Source organism: Geodermatophilus sp. SYSU D00814 (genome assembly GCF_054050055.1).
The window spans coordinates 38,930-56,321 of record NZ_JBJGYP010000003.1; the positions used below are offsets into that span (position 1 = coordinate 38,930).

The window sequence follows — 17,392 nt, forward strand, 5'->3', positions numbered from 1 at the left end:
GTCACCTGCATGTTGACCTCGATCTCGATCACCTCCCTCTACGTGCTGGACCAGGACCAGGCGCTGGACTTCTACGTCGGCAAGCTGGGCTTCGAGGTCCAGACCGACCAGCAGTTCGGGCCGATGCGCTTCCTCACCGTCGCCCTCCCGAACGACCCCGGGCACGCCGTGCTGCTCGAGCGGCCCGCCCCGCCGTCGGTGAGCGCGGAGATCGCCGACACGGTGCGCGACCTCGTCACCAAGGGCGCCGGCGGCGGGCACCTGTTCCTCACCACCGACGACGCGCACAAGACCCACGCCGAGCTGAGGGACAAGGGCGTCGAGCTGCCCGAGGAGCCGGTCGTGCAGCCCTACGGCATCGACTTCGGGCTGCGCGACCCGTTCGGCAACTCGGTGCGCATCGCCCAGATGACCCCGGCCGGCTGACCCGGGGCGGCTCGCGAGGTGGCGGTTGAGCGGCCGGGGGCGCGGGTCTAGCGTCCGGTGTGATCGCCGTCACCCCCGAGGGGAGGCCGCCGGTGGCGCTCACCCGGAGGTCGTTCCTCGCCGGGGCGCTGGCCGCCCCGGCGCTGGCCTCCGCCGCCGGGGCGCTGGCCGGGTGCGCGGGCACCGTGGTGCAGCCCGGCGACCTCTCCCGGCTGCGGGTGATGGCGCCGGCCAGCCCGGGCGGCGGCTGGGACACCACCGCCCGCGTCTTCCAGCGCGTCGTGCAGACCAGCGGCCTGGCCCGCAACGTGCAGGTGTTCAACGTCGAGGGCGCCGGCGGCACCATCGGCCTGGGCCAGCTCGCCCGCGAGACCGACGACGCGCTGCTCATGATGATGGGCCTGGTCATGGTGGGCGCCGTCGACACCAACGACTCCGCCACCCGGCTCACCGACGTCACCCCGATCGCCCGGCTCATCGGCGAGACGGAGCTCATCGTCGCCCCGGCCGACGCGCCGTACTCCGACATCGGCGGCTTCGTGGAGGCCTGGGCGGCCGACCCCGCCGGTACCCCGATCGCCGGCGGGTCGGCGGGCGGCACCGACCAGATCCTGGCCGGACTGCTCGCCCGGGCCGCCGGCATCGACCCCGCGCAGGTCAACTACATCGCCTACTCCGGCGGTGGGGAGTCCCTCGCCGCGCTGCTCGGCAACCAGGTCGCCGCCGGGATCTCCGGCACCGCCGACTACGGCGAGCAGGTCCGCACCGGGGACCTGGTCGGCCTGGCGGTGTCGACGGCGGAGCGCTCCGGGCAGGTGCCCGACGTCCCGACGCTCGTGGAGTCCGGCTTCGACGTCGAGGTGGACAACTGGCGCGGGCTCATGGCCCGGCCCGACATGTCCGACCAGGCCCGCGAGGACCTCACCGCGCTCGTCGTCGACGTGCACGACAGCGACGAGTGGGCCGAGGCGCTGGAGACCAACGGCTGGACCGACCTGCTGCTGCCCGGCGAGGAGTACGGGCGGTTCCTGGCCGAGGAGGAGCAGCGGGTGCTGGCGATCCTGCGCGAGATCGGGCTGGTGCAGTGAGCACCGCGGCCCGCGACCCCGGCGCCCCCGCGCCCGCCCCGCCCCGGGCCGGCGTCAGCCGCGGCGAGCTGGCCATGGTCGTGCTGCTCGGCGTGCTGGGCCTCTACCTGATCCTCGACGCGGCCAACATCGCCGTCCCGGGCTCGGCGAACACCATCGGCCCGCGGTTCTTCCCCTACCTCATCGGCGGCGTCGTGCTCGCCACCGCGCTGGCGCTCGGGTTCCGCGTGCTCCGCGGCGACCGCGGGCCCTCCGACGAGAGCGAGGACGTCGACCCCGACGCCCCGACGTCGTGGCGCGCGGTGGGGATCATCGCCGTCGCCTTCCTCGGCCACGCGCTGCTCATCAACGTCGTCGGCTGGCCGCTGGCGGTGACGCTGATGTTCGGCGTGGTGGCCTGGGCGCTCGGCGCCCGCGGGGTGGTGCGGCCGCTGCTGGCCGGCGGCGTCCTGTCGGTCGTGGTGTGGATCGTGTTCGTCAAGGGCCTCGGCGTCGCCCTGCCCGGCGGCACCCTGCTCGAGCTGGCGACGGGCTGGTGGTGATGGGCGCCCTCTCCGACCTGGCCGGCGGCTTCGCCGACGCGCTCACCCCGGTCAACCTGCTCTTCGCGCTGCTCGGCGTGCTGCTCGGCACCGCCGTCGGGGTGCTGCCCGGCATCGGCCCGGCGATGACCGTCGCGCTGCTGCTGCCGGTCACCTACGCGCTGGAGCCGACGACGGCGTTCATCATGTTCGCCGGCATCTACTACGGCGGCATGTACGGCGGGTCGACCACGTCGATCCTGCTCAACACCCCCGGCGAGTCCAGCTCGATCATGACCGCGCTCGAGGGCAACCGGATGGCCAAGGCCGGCCGCGGCGCCGCCGCGCTGGCCACGGCGGCGATCGGCTCCTTCGTCGCCGGCACCATCGCCACCCTGCTGCTCGCGCTGGTCGCGCCCACCGTCGTCGACCTGGCCATCGGCATCACGCCGGCCGACTACTTCGCCCTCGCCGTGCTGGCCTTCGTCGCGGTGGCCACCGTGCTCGGCGCCTCGCCGCTGCGCGGGCTGGCCTCCCTCGGCGTCGGCCTCTACCTCGGGCTGGTCGGCACCGACGTGCTCACCGGCCAGGAGCGGTTCACCCTCGGCATCCCGCAGCTGTCCGACGGCATCGACGTCGTCGTGGTGGCCGTGGCGCTGTTCGCCGTGGGGGAGGCGCTGTACGTGGCCTCCCGGCTGCGGCGCGGACCGGTCCAGGTGATGGCGGCGTCCGGGCCGTGGTTCACCCGGCGGGACCTGCGCCGCTCGGTCGGCCCGTGGCTGCGGGGGACGGCGCTGGGGTTCCCGCTGGGAGCGCTGCCGGCCGGCGGCGCGGAGATCCCGACGTTCCTGTCCTACGCCGCGGAGCGGAAGCTCACCAGGCACCCCGAGGAGTTCGGCCGGGGCGCCATCGAGGGCGTCGCCGGCCCGGAGGCGGCCAACAACGCCGCGGCCGCCGGCGTGCTCGTCCCGCTGCTGACCCTGGGTCTGCCCACCTCCGCGACGGCGGCGATCATCCTGGCCGCGTTCCAGGGCTACGGCATCCAGCCCGGCCCGACGCTGCTGTCCACCGAGTCCTCGCTGGTCTGGACCCTCATCGCCTCGCTGCTCATCGGCAACCTCATGCTGCTGGTGCTGAACCTGCCGCTCGCGCGGGTGTGGGTGCAGCTGTTGCGGGTGCCGCGGCCCTACCTCTACGCCGGGATCCTGCTGTTCGCCTCCCTCGGCTGCTACGCGGTCAACGCCGACCCGCTGGACCTGGTCCTCCTGCTGGTCCTCGGCCTGCTCGGATTCGCGATGCGCCGCTACGGCTGGCCGGTGGCACCGGCGGTGATCGGGCTGATCCTCGGGCCGGTCGCCGAGACCAACCTGCGGCGGGCGCTGGCGATCAGCAGCGGCGACCTCGGCGTCCTGGTCGAGACCTGGTTCAGCCGCGTCGTGCTGGCCCTCGCGCTGGTCGCGCTGGTGGCGCCGATCGTGCTGCGGGCGGTCCGGGGGCGGCGGTCCACGCCGGAGGAGCTGCAGGCGGGCGAGGGCCTGCGGCACCCCGACGGCGGCCCGCGCGCGTCCGTCGGGGCCCGGGACGGCGACGAGGAGGAGCGGTGAGCCGGTCGCAGCCGGTGGTCGTCGTCGGGCACGTGCCCACCCCGCGCGGGCGGGCCGCGCTCGACCACGCCCTCGCCGAGGCCGAGCGGCGCGGCGCCCGGCTGGTGGTGGTCAACAGCACCCGCGGCGACGCGCTGGTCGACGAGGAGTACCTGCAGGGCGATCCGCTGCGCCGGCTGCGCGACGAGCTCACCGTCTCCGGCGTCCCGTTCGAGCTGCGCCAGCCGATCGGCCGCGACGTCGCCGAGGAGCTCGCCGACGCCGTCACCGAGACCGGCGCCGAGCTGGTCGTCATCGGGCTGCGCCGGCGCAGCGCCGTGGGCAAGCTGCTCATGGGCAGTGCCGCCCAGCGGATCCTGCTGACCGTGGAGTGCCCGGTGCTGGCGGTGAAGGGACCACCCGGGGCCGACCGCCGGTGACGGCCCCGCCGGTGGGCGCTACCCCACGGGACGGGCGTCGGGCGCGGCCGCGGTGCGGGGCGGCGGTGCCCCCGCCGGGGCGTCCACCTCGCGCCAGAACGCGTCGACGCGGGCGTTCCACCGGTCGGGAACCTCCTGGAACGGCTGGTGGCACTCGGTCGGCCACAGCTCGAAGCGGGCCCCCGGGACCGCGTCGGCGACGGCGCGGCCGAGGTCGCGGGCGGTGGAGTCGACCCCGCCGGCGAGCACCAGCGTCGGCGCGGTGATCCGCGCGGGGCGGTCGGGGACGTCGTCGTCGTGGAAGGCGGCCAGGTAGGCCTGCAGGTCCCGCGGCGCCTGCTTGTGCGGGAAGGCCAGCACCTCCTCGACGAAGGCGGCGACGGTGCCGTCCCCGTGCGCCCGCGGGGTGTAGATGTCGAGGAAGAACCCCTCGAGGAAGTCCCGCTCGCTGGGGGCCGCCGCGACCAGCCACTGCACGAACCGCAGCCACGCCCGCAGGTAGGCGTCCGGCAGCGCCCAGGTGCTCTGCAGCACCAGGCTGGCGACCAGGTCGGGCCGCTGCACCGCCAGCTCCTGGGCCACGATGCTGCCGCCCGAGAACCCCGCCACGTGCGCCGACCGGACCCCGAGGCCGTCGAGCACGCCGGCGGCGTCCCCGGCCATGGTGGCCACCGTCAGCGGCCCGGGAGGCATCGCGGTGCGCCCGGCCCCGCGGGTGTCGAAGGCGGTCAGCCGGTAGCGGTCGGCGAGCCCGTCGAGCTGGAACTGCCACGACTCGACGGTGTCGGCGGCGCCCCCGAGCAGCAGCACGTCGGGGCCGGCGCCCACCTGCTCGGTCCAGACGTCGAGGCCGCCGCTGCGGACGTGGGTGCCCATGGCCGTGCTCCTCCCGGCTGGCCGCCCCTGCCCGGCCGAGGGTGCTGCCCGGACCCCGCGGGAGGACAGGGCCGGAGGTCCCCGGCGGTCCTCGGAGGTGCTCGGCGGCCCGTGGGGGTCCCCGGAATGCCACCGGTGTGGTTCCCGGGACGGGAGACGGGCGGACCGTCGTCCTCCCCACCTAGTGTGGGTGTGTGCCCGACCCGTCCACGTACCGACCGGCGGTCGGCTCCATCCCCGAGTCGCCGGGGGTCTACAAGTTCCGGGACCCCAACGGCCGCGTCGTCTACGTCGGCAAGGCCAAGAGCCTCCGGCAGCGGCTGAACAGCTACTTCGCCGACGTCGCCGGCCTGCACCCGCGCACCCGCCAGATGGTGACGACGGCGGCGAGCGTCGAGTGGACCGTCGTCGGCACCGAGGTCGAGGCCCTCCAGCTCGAGTACAACTGGATCAAGGAGTTCGACCCGCGGTTCAACGTCCGCTACCGCGACGACAAGAGCTACCCGTCGCTGGCCGTGACGCTCAACGAGGAGTACCCGCGGCTGCAGGTCATGCGCGGGCCCAAGAAGAAGGGGGTCCGCTACTTCGGCCCCTACGCCCACGCCTGGGCCATCCGCGAGACGCTCGACACCCTCACCCGGGTCTTCCCCGCCCGCACCTGCTCCAACGGCGTCTTCAAGCGCGCCGGGCAGATCGGCCGGCCCTGCCTGCTCGGCTACATCGGCAAGTGCGCCGCCCCGTGCGTGGGCCGGGTCAGCGCCGAGGAGCACCGGCAGATCGTCGACGACTTCTGCGACTTCATGGCCGGCCGCACCGACCTCATGGTCCGGCGCCTCGAGCGCGAGATGGCCGAGGCGAGCGAGGCGCTGGAGTTCGAGCGGGCCGCGCGGCTGCGCGACGACCTCGGCGCGCTCAGGCGCGCGATGGAGAAGCAGGCCGTCGTCCTCGGCGACGGCACCGACGCCGACGTCGTCGCCTTCGCCCAGGACGAGCTCGAGGCCGCCGTCCAGGTCTTCCACGTCCGCGGCGGGCGGGTCCGCGGCCAGCGCGGCTGGATCATCGACAAGGTCGAGGAGGTCACCACCGGCGAGCTGGTCGAGCAGTTCCTGCTGCAGGTTTACGGCGGCGTCGACGAGGCCACCGGCGTCACCGAGGGCGGCGAGGCGGTGCCCAAGGAGGTGCTCGTCCCCGAGCTCCCCGACGACGCCGACGTCTACGAGGAGCTGCTCGGCGAGCTGCGCGGCTCCCGGGTGTCGCTGCGGGTGCCGCAGCGCGGCGACAAGCGCAGCCTCATGGAGACCGTCGAGCGCAACGCCAAGGAGGCCTTCGCCCGCCACCGGGTCAAGCGCTCCAGCGACCTCACCGCCCGCTCGCTCGCCCTGTCGGAGCTGCAGGAGGCCCTCGAGCTGCCCGAGGCGCCCCTGCGCATCGAGTGCATCGACGTCTCGCACGTGCAGCAGACCAACGTCGTCGCCTCGATGGTGGTCTTCGAGGACGGCCTGCCCAAGAAGTCCGACTACCGGCGCTTCTCCGTCCAGCACGGCACCGACGACACCGCGGCCATGGCCGAGGTGGTCCGCCGCCGCTTCGCCCGCCACCTCAAGGAGGAGGCCGACCGTCGCGACGAGCAGGGGGTCGCCGCGGAGGAGGGCCGGCCGCGCCGGTTCGCCTACCCGCCGAACCTGCTGGTCGTCGACGGCGGCGCCCCGCAGGTGGCCGCCGCGGCGCGCTCCCTCGACGAGCTCGGCGTCGTCGACGTCGCCGTCTGCGGGCTGGCCAAGCGCATGGAGGAGGTGTGGCTGCCCGGCGAGTCCGACCCGGTGGTCCTGCCGCGCACCTCCGAGGCGCTCTACCTGCTGCAGCGGGTGCGCGACGAGGCCCACCGGTTCGCGATCACCTACCACCGGCAGAAGCGGTCGGTGAGCATGCTGGTCTCTCTCCTGGACGACGTCCCCGGCCTCGGGGAGACGCGGCGGAAGGCGCTGATGAAGCAGTTCGGGTCGCTCAAGCGGCTGCGCGCGGCCACGGTCGAGGAGCTCACGGCGGTGCCCGGCATCGGCCGGCGCACGGCCGAGGCGGTGCTGGCCGCCGTCGCCGAGCCCGCGGAGGACGCCACCGGGGCGGCGGGGGAGGAGCCGGCCGAGGAGGTCGTGGAGAGCACGACGGCGCCGGCCGGCCCGGCGCAGCGGGGCACGCCCACCCCCGGCGCCGGCGCCACCGCCGAGGTCGGCCGGGTCGCCTCGTGAGCGGCGACCGGATGACCGGCACGGGCCCCGACGCCCCGACCGGCGGGTCGGCCGCGCGCGAGGGGCAGGCCGGCCCGCAGGCCGACGTCCCCGCCGGGCTCGACGGCACGAGCACCGAGACGCCGCCGGTCGAGGTGGTCGTCGTCACCGGCCTGTCGGGGGCGGGCAAGAACAGCGCCGGGCGGGTCATGGAGGACCTCGGCTGGTACGTCGTGGAGAACCTGCCGCCGGCGCTGCTGCTGCCGATGGTCGAGCTCGGCGCCCGCGGCGACGTGCGGCGCTTCGCCGCCGTCGTCGACGTCCGCAGCCGGGCCTTCTCCAGCGACCTGCAGGAGGCCATCCGGGTGCTCGCGGAGGCCGGGCACCGCCCGCGGGTGGTGTACGTGCACGCCCGCGACGAGGTGCTGGTGCGCCGCTACGAGTCCAACCGGCGCGAGCACCCGCTGCAGGGCTCCGGGCGGCTCATCGACGGCATCACCGCCGAGCGGGCGCTGCTCACCGGCATCGCCGGCGAGGCCGACCTGTGGGTGGACACCAGCGACCTCAACGTCCACCAGCTGCGCGCCACCCTGGAGAACGCCTTCGCCCGCGAGGGCCGCACCCCGCCGCTGACGGCGACCGTGCTCAGCTTCGGCTTCAAGTACGGCCTGCCGCTGGACGCCGACCTCGTCGTCGACGCCCGCTTCCTGCCCAACCCGCACTGGCTGCCCGAGCTGCGGCACCACACCGGGCAGGACGCCGACGTGCGCGACTACGTCCTCGGCCAGCACGACGCCGGGCCGTTCCTCGACCGCTACACCGAGGTGCTGCGGCTACTCATCCCCGGCTACCGGCGCGAGGGCAAGCGCTACCTGACGCTCGCGGTCGGCTGCACCGGCGGCAAGCACCGCAGCGTCGCCATCGCCGAGGAGTTCGCCCGCCGGCTGGCCGCCGACGGCATCGACGCGGTCGCGCGCCACCGCGACCTGGGCCGCGAGTAGTGGGCGGCCCGAGGGTCGTCGCGTTCGGCGGGGGCCACGGCCTGGCCGCCGCGCTGGCCGCCTGGCGCCGGATCACCCCCGACCTCACCGCCGTGGTCACCGTGGCCGACGACGGCGGCTCCTCCGGCCGCATCCGCCGGGAGATGCCGGTGCTGCCGCCCGGCGACCTGCGCATGGCGCTGGCCGCCCTCGCCGACGACGAGGGCGGTCGCCAGGAGATGGCCCGGCTGCTGCAGCACCGGCTCGGCGGCTCCGGCGCGCTCGCCGGCCACCCGGTGGGCAACCTCGTCCTCACCGGGCTGGTCGAGCTGCACGGCGGGGACACCGTGCGCGCGCTCGACGCCGTCTGCGCGCTGCTGCGCACCCGCGGCCGGGTGCTGCCGATGGCCGACGTCCCGCTCGACCTCGTCGCCCGCGTGGAGACCGTCGACCCCGACGACCCCGCGCGCACCCGCACCATCCGCGGGCAGGTGGCCATCGCCTCCACCCCGGGCCGGGTGCGGGAGATCCTGGTGTCGCCGCCGGACCCCCCGGTGCACCCCGACGTGCTCGACGCCATCGCCACCGCCGACGTCGTCTCGCTCGGTCCCGGCTCGTGGTACACCTCGGTGCTGCCCCACCTGCTGGTGCCGCGCCTGCGGGAGGCGCTGGCCGCCAGCCGGGCCCGCGTGGTCGTCGTGCTCAACCTGGAGCCCCAGCCCGGGGAGACCGACGGGTTCTCCCCGGAGGAGCACCTGCGGGTGCTGCAGGCCCATCTGGGCGGAGTGGCGCTGCACACCGTGATCGCGGATGTGGACTCGGTGGTTGACCGCTGTGGTCTCCTGTCAGCGGTGCGCGAGTGCGGCGCCGAGCTCGTGCTCGCTCCGGTGGCCGAGTCCGGCGGGTCCCCGCGGCACGACCCCGGCCGGCTGGCCGCGGCGCTGGCCCCGGTGGCCGGGGCGCCGACGGCGGGCCGGCCGGAGGTCGGGCAGGGGGAGGGCACACAGGTCGCAACCGGTGCACCAGGACCGGTGGTGCCCGGACGGTTCGAGGGGGAGAGGTGACGCCGATGAGGGCGCCGCAGCGGAAGGAGTGGTCGTCGTGGCGATGACGGCCATGGTCAAGGACGAGCTGTCCCGGGTGGAGTGCACGCGGACCTCCGAGCGCAAGGCCGAGGTCACCGCGCTGCTCCGCTTCTCCGGGGGGCTGCACATCGTGGGCGGTCGCGTGGTGATCGAGGCCGAGCTGGACACCGGCTCGGTCGCCCGCCGGCTGCGGCGGGACATCAGCGAGGTCTACGGCTACACCAGCGGGGTCAGCGTGCTGGCCGGCGGCAACATCCGCCGCGGCGTGCGCTACCTCGTCCGGATCGCCAAGCACGGCGAGGGCCTGGCCCGCCAGACCGGCCTGGTCGACCAGCGCGGCCGCCCCGTGCGCGGCCTGCCGCCGTCGGTCGTGTCCGGCAGCATCAACGACGCCGAGGCCGCCTGGCGGGGCGCGTTCCTCGCGCACGGGTCGCTCACCGAGCCGGGCCGCTCGTCCTCGCTCGAGGTGACCTGCCCCGGGCCCGAGGCGGCCATGGCGCTGGTCGGCGCGGCCCGCCGGCTGGGCATCGCGGCCAAGGCCCGCGAGGTCCGCGGCGCCGACCGGGTCGTCGTCCGCGACGGCGACGCGATCAGCGCGCTGCTCACCCGGATGGGCGCCCACGACGCGGTGCTGGCCTGGGAGGAGCGGCGGATGCGCCGCGAGGTCCGCGCCACCGCCAACCGGCTGGCCAACTTCGACGACGCCAACCTGCGGCGCTCGGCGCGCGCGGCCGTGGCCGCCTCGGCCCGGGTCGAGCGGGCGCTGGAGATCCTCGCCGGCGACGCCCCCGAGCACCTGCTGGTGGCCGGGCGGCTGCGCCTGGAGCACGGGCAGGCCTCGCTCGAGGAGCTCGGCCAGCGCGCCGACCCGCCGATGACCAAGGACGCCGTCGCCGGCCGGATAAGGCGACTGCTGGCCATGGCCGACAAGCGGGCCAAGGACCTCGGCATCCCCGACACCGAGTCGGTGGTCACCGAGGACATGCTCGCCCAGTAGGAGAAGGACCCCTCTGCCCCCCACCGCTCGCAGGCTCGCGGCGGGACCCTGCAGAGGGGCCGTTCCACCCGCTCACCAGGGGCGCCCTCCGCCGTCGCGGAGGGCGCCCCGGTGCGTTCACCCGGCCGGGTGAGGGCGGCTCCAGAGGGGCGTGGCGTCCGTCGATGCACGCACCAGTGGCGCGCAGCCGGTCGCGCCCTCGCAGCGAGGGGCCCGGGATGAGCGCGGCGCAGTGGGCGCTGGTGTTCGCGTGCGCGACGCTGGTCGCCACGGGTACGGCGGTGCTGGCCTGGCGCCGGCGCTCTCGCACCCCCGCCGCGACCGCGCTGGCGGTCACCATGTCCGGTGTCGCCGTCTGGTCGGCCGCCGACGCGCTGCTGCACGGCGTCGGGTCCGACGGGCTGGTCGCGGCCTACCCGCCGCTGCTGCTGGCCTCGGTCGGGCTGGTGGTGGTGGGCACCTACGTCCTCGCCCGCACCGTGTCCGACCCCTCCTGGCGACTCGACCGCCGGCCGGCCCTGCTGCTGGCGGTCGAGCCGGTCCTGCTCGTGGTCGCGGCCACGCTCCCGCCGACGCGTGACCTGGTGATGTCCGGACTGACCCCGGCCGACGGCGCGGGCGAGGGCCAGGTGACCTTCGGGCCGCTGTTCCTGGCCCACACCGCCTACTCCTACGCGCTCGTCGCCGTCGCCTACACCCACCTGGTCCGCCGGTACCGGCACGCGGCGGGCGTGTTCCGCCGGCAGATCGCGGTCCTGCTCTCCTCGGCGCTGGTGTCCAGCCTCGGCAACGTCGTGGCGGTCGGCAGCCAGCTCGACGGCAGCGGCATCGACGTCACCCCGCTGTTCTTCCTCGTCACCGGGCTGGTCGACTGCTGGGCGATCTTCCGCGTGGGCCTGCTCCGGCTGGTCCCGGTCGCCCGCGAGCAGGTGGTCGAGACCGTCCCCGACGCGGTGCTCGTCGTCGACCCCGGCGGGGTCCTCATCGACTGCAACCCGGCCGCGACCCGGATGCTGCGGCGGCTGCGCCCCGAGCTCGGCGAGGACCTCGTGGGCCGTCCCCTGACCGACGTCGCCGGCCCGCGGGCGGTCGCCGTCCTCGACGGCACCGAGCGCCGCGACGGGCACCGCGTCGCGCAGGTGCGGCCGGACCTGTGGCTCGACGTGCGCGACTCGGCGGTCAGCGACCCGCGGGGCCGGCCGCTGGGGCGCATCCTCGTGGTCCGCGACGTCTCCGAGCAGCAGGAGCGGCAGGCCGCCATCGAGGCGCTCAACGCGCGGCTCGCCGAGCAGGTCGAGGTCATCGAGCGGCTGCGCGCCGAGCTCGCCGAGGAGGCCGTGCGCGACCCGCTGACCGGCCTGCACAACCGGCGCCACCTCGACCGCGCGCTCGGCGCCGACCTGGCCTCGCGGCCGCGGACCGGCCGGCTGTCGGTGCTGCTCGTCGACGTCGACCACTTCAAGTCCGTCAACGACCGCCTCGGCCACGCCGCGGGCGACCGGGTCCTGACCGCGGTCGCGCGGACCCTCGCCGGCGCCGTCCGCGAGGGCGACACCGCCGCGCGCCTGGGCGGGGAGGAGTTCGTGCTGGTGCTGCCGGGCGCGGGCCGCGAGCAGGCCCTCGAGCGGGCCGAGCAGGTCCGCCGCGCGATCGCCGGGCAGCGGCAGGCCCTCGACGGCGAGGACGTCGGCGTCACCGTCAGCATCGGCGTGGCCGTCTGCCCGGCCGACGGCGCGTCCGCCGCGGCGCTGCTCGAGGCCGCCGACCGCGCGCTCTACACCGCCAAGGCCACCGGCCGCGACCGCGTCGTCACCGCCGACCCCGCCGTTCCCGGCGCCCCCGTGCCGGCCGCCGACGTCCCCGCCCCGGCCCCCGCGGCCGACGACGTCGCCGCGCTGGTCCCCGGCGGCTGAGGGCTCGCCCGGACGGCTGCCGCCGGGGCCGATAGGGTCGTCGCCGAGCACGCCGCGCGGCCCGCGCGGCCGACGCACGCGACGGCGCCGGACGGCGCCCCGGATCCGTGGAGGTCAGCAGTGACGGTGCGGGTGGGGATCAACGGGTTCGGCCGGATCGGCCGCAACTTCTGGCGGGCGGCCGCGGCCAGCGGCAAGGACATCGAGATCGTGGCGGTCAACGACCTGACCAGCCCCGAGGTCCTCGCCCACCTGCTGAAGTACGACAGCATCCTGGGCGTCCTGTCCGAGGACGTCGCCGCCGACGGCGAGGGCATCAAGATCGCCGGCAGCACGATGAAGGTGCTCTCCGAGCGGGACCCGGCCGCGCTGCCCTGGGGCGACCTGGGCGTCGACGTCGTCGTCGAGTCCACCGGCTTCTTCACCAAGGCCGCCGACGCCCGCAAGCACGTCGACGCCGGCGGGGCCAAGAAGGTGATCATCTCGGCGCCGGCCACCGGCGACGACCTGACCATCGTCATGGGCGTCAACCACGAGAAGTACGACGGCTCGCAGACCATCATCAGCAACGCGTCGTGCACCACCAACTGCCTCGCGCCGCTGGCCAAGGTGCTCAACGACGCCTTCGGCATCGAGCGCGGGCTGATGACCACCATCCACGCCTACACCGCCGACCAGAACCTGCAGGACGGCCCGCACAAGGACCTCCGCCGCGCCCGCGCGGCCGCGCTCAACATGGTCCCCACCAGCACCGGCGCGGCCAAGGCGATCGGCCTGGTCCTGCCCGAGCTGCAGGGCAAGCTCGACGGCTACGCCGTCCGCGTCCCGGTGCCCACCGGCTCGGCCACCGACCTCACCGTCCAGCTCACCCGCGAGGTGCCGGCCGACGAGATCGACGCGGCCTACCGCGAGGCCGCCGCGGGCCCGCTCGCCGGCATCCTCAAGTACACCGACGCCCCGATCGTGTCCTCCGACATCGTCACCGACCCGGCGTCGTGCATCTACGACAGCAAGCTGACCAAGACCTTCGGCCCGATGGCCAAGGTGCTCGGCTGGTACGACAACGAGTGGGGCTACTCCAACCGGCTCGTCGACTCCGTCGAGCTCGTCGGCCGCTCCCTCTGATGGCCCGCTCCCTCGACGACCTGCTCGCCGAGGGGGTGACCGGCCGGCGCGTGCTCCTGCGCGCCGACCTGAACGTCCCCCTCGACGGGCAGACCATCACCGACGACGGGCGGATCCGGGCCAGCCTCCCCACGCTGCAGGCGCTGCGGGAGGCCGGCGCCCGGGTCCTCGTCGCGGCGCACCTGGGCCGGCCCAAGGGCGCGCCCGACCCGCGGTACTCCCTGGCGCCGGTGGCAGCCCGGCTCGGCGAGCTGCTCGGCACGGAGGTGCCGCTGGCCGCCGACGTCGCCGGTGACGACGCCCGCGCGCGGGCCGCGGCCCTCGGCGACGGCGACGTCCTGCTGCTGGAGAACGTCCGCTTCGAGGCCGCCGAGACCAGCAAGGACGACGCCGAGCGCGGCGGGCTCGCCGACCGGCTGGCCGCGCTGGCCGACGTCTACGTCGACGACGCGTTCGGCGCGGTGCACCGCAGGCACGCCTCGGTGTACGACGTCGCCCAGCGGCTGCCGCACGCGGCCGGCCGGCTCGTCGCCGCCGAGCGCGACGTGCTCACCCGGCTCACCACCGACCCCGCGCGGCCCTACGTCGTCGTGCTGGGCGGCTCGAAGGTCAGCGACAAGCTCGGCGTCATCGAGGCGCTGCTGCCGAGGGTCGACCGGCTGCTGGTCGGCGGCGGCATGTGCTTCACCTTCCTCGCCGCCCAGGGGCACGGGGTGGGCACGTCGCTGCTGGAGGCCGACCAGGTCGACACCTGCCGGCGGCTGCTCGCCGAGGCCGGCGACCGCATCGTGCTGCCGGTCGACGTCGTCGTCGCGCCGGAGTTCAGCGCCGACGCCCCGACCACCACGGTGGGCGTGGACGCGATCCCCGGCGACCAGATGGGCCTGGACGTCGGGCCGCGCACGGTCGAGCTCTTCGGCCGGGAGCTCGGCGGCGCGCGCACGGTGTTCTGGAACGGGCCGATGGGCGTGTTCGAGCTGGCGCCCTTCCAGGCCGGCACGCGCGGCGTGGCCGAGGCCGTGGCCGCCGTCGACGGGCTGTCGGTGGTCGGCGGCGGCGACTCCGCGGCCGCGGTCCGGCAGCTCGGGCTCGACGAGGCCGCCTACGGCCACATCAGCACCGGCGGCGGCGCGTCGCTGGAGTTCCTCGAGGGCCGGGAGCTGCCGGGCCTCGCGGTGCTCGAGGACTGAGGGGGCGCGGTGGCACGCAGGCAGCCGGCCCCCGCCCGCCGGGAGGGCCGCCGCCCGCTGATCGCGGGCAACTGGAAGATGCACCTGACGCACCTGGAGGCCATCGGCCTGGTGCAGAAGCTGGTCTTCAGCCTCAGCGAGAAGGAGCTCGACGACGTCGAGGTCGTCGTCCTGCCGCCGTTCACCGCGCTGCGCAGCGTCCAGACGCTGGTGAACGGTGACCAGCTCGCGGTCGGCTACGGCGCCCAGGACCTCTCCGCGCACGACTCCGGCGCCTACACCGGCGAGGTCAGCGGCGCGATGCTGGCGGCGCTGGCGTGCGGCTTCGTCGTCGTCGGGCACTCCGAGCGGCGCGAGCTGCACGCCGAGGACGACGCGGTGGTGGCCGCCAAGACCCGCGCCGCGCTGCGGCACGGCCTCACCCCCATCGTGTGCGTGGGGGAGGGGCTGGAGGTCCGGCAGGCCAACGGGCAGGTGGTCCACTGCACCGACCAGCTCGACGCCTCCCTCGCCGGCCTCGACGCCGAGCAGGCCGCCCACGTCGTGCTCGCCTACGAGCCGGTCTGGGCCATCGGTACCGGCGAGGTGGCCACCCCCGAGGACGCGCAGGAGGTGTGCGGCGCACTCCGGTCGCGGCTCGCCGAGCGTTTCGGCCGGGAGACCGCCGCGGTCGTCCGTATCCTCTACGGCGGGTCGGTCAAGGCCGGCAACACGGCCGGGATCCTGGCCGGGCCGGACGTCGACGGTGCACTCGTCGGGGGCGCGAGCCTCGACGGCGACGAGTTCGCGCGGATCTGTCGGATCGCCGCCGGGGGCAGCTGAGCACGCTCCCCCGGCAGCCGAGCGGGGGGTGGGTGGGTGAGCAGCGCGCTGCAGCGACCTCCCCGCCCCCGCTCCTCCCGGGCGGCCGGGCTGCTCCGCGGCACGGCCGCCCGCGTGCTCGGCCTGGCCGTCGTCGTCGTCCTGGTGGTCGCGGTCGTGGTCAGCTGCCGCGGCGGGGGCGACGGCGGAAGCGGCGTGCCGGTCCTCGGCGACGGCCCCGACGCCGGCGTCGAGGGCGTGCGCGCCCCCTCCGACGAGGCCGGCGGCACGCTGCGGGTGGTCACCGGCGAGGTCGACAGCCTCGACCCCCAGCGCTCCTACCAGCCCGGCGTGTGGAACCTCATGCGGCTCTACACCCGCACGCTGGTCACCTACTCCGCCGAGCCGGGGACCACCGGCGACCTCGTCGCCGACCTCGCCACCGACCTCGGCACCACCCCCGACGGCGGCCTGAGCTGGACGTTCACCCTGCGGGAGGGCGCGCGGTTCGAGACCGGCCGGCCGATCACCTCGCGCGACGTCAAGTACGGCATCGAGCGGTCCTTCGCCTCCGACGTCATCGTGGGCGGTCCCACCCACGTGGTGGAGCTGCTCGACGACCCCGAGAACCCGTACGCCGGGCCCTACCAGGACGAGGACCCGGCCAAGCTGGGGCTCGCCGCCATCGAGACCCCCGACGACGCCACCGTCGTCTTCCGGCTCCGGTCGGCGCAGCCGGACTTCCCCTACGTCCTGGCGCTGCCCTCCAGCAGCCCGGTGCCGGTGGAGAGCGACACCGGCGCCGACTACGGCGCCGACCCGGTCTCCTCCGGCCCCTACGCGATCACCTCCGTCGACCCGGTGACCGGCATCGTCCTCGACCGCAACCCCGCCTGGGACGCGGCCGCCGACGGGGTGCGCACCGCGCTGCCCGACCAGGTGGTCGTCCGCACCGGGCTGTCCAACCTCGAGCGCGACCAGGCGCTGCTCGCCGGCTCCGCCGACGTCGACGTCTCCGGCACCGGCGTGCACCCGGCCACCGGCGCCCGGCTGACGGAGGACACCGGGGGAGAGGTGCCCCTGCCCGACCGGGTCGACGACGTCACCACCGGCGCGGTGCGGCTGCTGGCGCTGCCCACCGACGTCGCCCCGATGGACCAGCCCGACTGCCGCGCCGCGGTGGCCGCCGCGATCGACCGCCGCGCCGTCCAGGAGGTGCTGGGCGGTGACCGGGCCGTGCGCACCGCGCGGCTGTGGCCGGCCGTGCTCCCGGGCGGTCCCGACGAGGCCGATCGCGGACCCGACCGAGACGCCGCCCGCGCGGCGCTGACCGCGTGCGGCCGGCCCGAGGGCTTCAGCACGGTGATGGCCGTGCCCGACGCGCAGGCCAGCCTCGACGTCGCCGACGCCGTCGCCGCCCAGCTCGCCGAGGTCGGCATCACCGCCGAGGTCCGGCCCCTGCCGGCGGCCAGCTTCTACGCCACCGACGTCGGCAGCCCCGACAACGTCACCCGCAGCGGCTTCGGCATCGTCCTGGCCACCCGGACGGCGGACTTCCCGACGCCCGGCTCCTTCCTCGTGCCGCTGGTCGACGGCCGCTCGGTCAGCCCGGTCGCCAACACCAACTTCGCGCGGTTGACCGACCCGGCGCTGTCCGCGGCGGTCGACACCGCCCGCGCCGCGCCCGACCCCGGCGCCGCGAGCACGGCCTGGGGGGAGGTGGCCGCCGCCGCCCTCGACACCGGCGCCTACGTGCCACTGGCGGAGACCCGGGTGCAGCTGCTGGCCGGTCAGCGGCTGCACAACGCCGTGGTGCTGCGGCCCTACGCCGGCTACGACCTGGCCACCGCGGGCGTGCGCTGACCGGAGCGGCTCCGGGTACCGGTTACCCTGGTGCCCATGGTCGAGCTCGTCCTCAACGTGCTGCTGGTCCTCGCCAGCGTCCTGCTGGTGGTGCTGATCCTGCTGCACCGGGGCAAGGGTGGCGGCCTGTCCTCGATGTTCGGCGGTGCGGTCTCCTCGCAGCTGTCCGGGTCCTCCGTGGTGGAGAAGAACCTCAACCGGCTCACGGTCTTCACCGGCTTCGTCTGGGTGATCTGCATCGTGACGCTGGGCATCCTGCTCAAGGTCTAGCTCCCCGCG

General features: G+C 75.5%; 16 protein-coding genes. 15 read left to right on the top strand and 1 reads right to left on the bottom strand.

The window, feature by feature from the left end:
* Window positions 1-9: 9 nt before the first annotated feature.
* From ACI780_RS03015 to ACI780_RS03035, 5 genes are read left to right on the top strand one after another with little or no spacing between them, the layout of a single operon-like run.
* Window positions 10-426 carry a VOC family protein gene (locus ACI780_RS03015; RefSeq protein ID WP_457000689.1) on the top strand — a complete coding sequence of 139 codons (417 nt, stop codon included), beginning with the start codon at window positions 10-12 and terminating at the stop codon, window positions 424-426.
* Window positions 427-485: 59 nt separating this feature from the next.
* Window positions 486-1,514, top strand: coding sequence for a Bug family tripartite tricarboxylate transporter substrate binding protein (locus ACI780_RS03020; RefSeq protein ID WP_457000690.1), 1,029 nt, complete (start codon window positions 486-488; stop codon window positions 1,512-1,514).
* Window positions 1,511-2,056: a tripartite tricarboxylate transporter TctB family protein gene (locus tag ACI780_RS03025; protein WP_457000691.1), complete on the top strand. Its 546-nt coding sequence runs from the start codon at window positions 1,511-1,513 to the stop codon at window positions 2,054-2,056. Before ACI780_RS03020 ends, ACI780_RS03025 begins: the two co-directional genes overlap by 4 nt.
* Window positions 2,056-3,639, top strand: a complete 1,584-nt coding sequence (locus tag ACI780_RS03030; RefSeq protein WP_456870691.1) for a tripartite tricarboxylate transporter permease — start codon at window positions 2,056-2,058, stop codon at window positions 3,637-3,639. Before ACI780_RS03025 ends, ACI780_RS03030 begins: the two co-directional genes overlap by 1 nt.
* Window positions 3,636-4,058, top strand: coding sequence for a universal stress protein (locus ACI780_RS03035; protein ID WP_457000692.1), 423 nt, complete (start codon window positions 3,636-3,638; stop codon window positions 4,056-4,058). The genes ACI780_RS03030 and ACI780_RS03035 overlap by 4 nt, the downstream gene beginning before the upstream one ends.
* A gap of 18 nt (window positions 4,059-4,076) precedes the next feature.
* On the opposite strand, the gene ACI780_RS03040 is transcribed toward ACI780_RS03035, so the two are convergent.
* Window positions 4,077-4,934: an alpha/beta fold hydrolase gene (locus ACI780_RS03040; protein ID WP_457000693.1), complete on the bottom strand. Its 858-nt coding sequence runs from the start codon at window positions 4,932-4,934 to the stop codon at window positions 4,077-4,079.
* 194 nt (window positions 4,935-5,128) lie between these two features.
* On the opposite strand from ACI780_RS03040, the gene uvrC reads away from it, so the two are divergent.
* The 10 genes from uvrC (at window position 5,129) to secG (ending at window position 17,383) form a co-directional block, all read left to right on the top strand.
* Window positions 5,129-7,180 carry an excinuclease ABC subunit UvrC gene (uvrC, locus tag ACI780_RS03045; protein WP_457000694.1) on the top strand — a complete coding sequence of 684 codons (2,052 nt, stop codon included), beginning with the start codon at window positions 5,129-5,131 and terminating at the stop codon, window positions 7,178-7,180.
* The gene (gene rapZ, locus ACI780_RS03050) at window positions 7,177-8,160 is read left to right on the top strand and encodes an RNase adapter RapZ (RefSeq protein ID WP_456870687.1); all 984 of its coding nucleotides are present in this window, start codon (window positions 7,177-7,179) and stop codon (window positions 8,158-8,160) included. The genes uvrC and rapZ overlap by 4 nt, the downstream gene beginning before the upstream one ends.
* Window positions 8,160-9,203, top strand: a complete 1,044-nt coding sequence (locus tag ACI780_RS03055) for a gluconeogenesis factor YvcK family protein (protein ID WP_457000695.1) — start codon at window positions 8,160-8,162, stop codon at window positions 9,201-9,203. The genes rapZ and ACI780_RS03055 overlap by 1 nt, the downstream gene beginning before the upstream one ends.
* Window positions 9,204-9,246: 43 nt before the next feature.
* The gene (whiA, locus tag ACI780_RS03060) at window positions 9,247-10,221 is read left to right on the top strand and encodes a DNA-binding protein WhiA (RefSeq protein WP_425454189.1); all 975 of its coding nucleotides are present in this window, start codon (window positions 9,247-9,249) and stop codon (window positions 10,219-10,221) included.
* A gap of 218 nt (window positions 10,222-10,439) precedes the next feature.
* Window positions 10,440-12,134, top strand: coding sequence for a diguanylate cyclase (locus ACI780_RS03065; RefSeq protein ID WP_457000696.1), 1,695 nt, complete (start codon window positions 10,440-10,442; stop codon window positions 12,132-12,134).
* Window positions 12,135-12,254: 120 nt separating this feature from the next.
* Complete coding sequence (gene gap, locus ACI780_RS03070; protein WP_089405668.1) at window positions 12,255-13,259, top strand: type I glyceraldehyde-3-phosphate dehydrogenase; 1,005 nt, start codon at window positions 12,255-12,257, stop codon at window positions 13,257-13,259.
* Complete coding sequence (locus tag ACI780_RS03075) at window positions 13,259-14,449, top strand: phosphoglycerate kinase (RefSeq protein ID WP_456870683.1); 1,191 nt, start codon at window positions 13,259-13,261, stop codon at window positions 14,447-14,449. The genes gap and ACI780_RS03075 overlap by 1 nt, the downstream gene beginning before the upstream one ends.
* Before the next feature lie 9 nt (window positions 14,450-14,458).
* Entirely contained in the window at window positions 14,459-15,271 is an 813-nt protein-coding gene (gene tpiA / locus ACI780_RS03080; protein WP_457000697.1) for a triose-phosphate isomerase, read from the top strand.
* Between the two features lie 36 nt (window positions 15,272-15,307).
* On the top strand, window positions 15,308-17,113 hold the full coding sequence (locus tag ACI780_RS03085) for an ABC transporter substrate-binding protein (protein ID WP_457000698.1): 1,806 nt from the start codon (window positions 15,308-15,310) through the stop codon (window positions 17,111-17,113).
* 36 nt (window positions 17,114-17,149) lie between these two features.
* On the top strand, window positions 17,150-17,383 hold the full coding sequence (gene secG / locus ACI780_RS03090) for a preprotein translocase subunit SecG (protein ID WP_456870680.1): 234 nt from the start codon (window positions 17,150-17,152) through the stop codon (window positions 17,381-17,383).
* Window positions 17,384-17,392 lie beyond the last annotated feature (9 nt).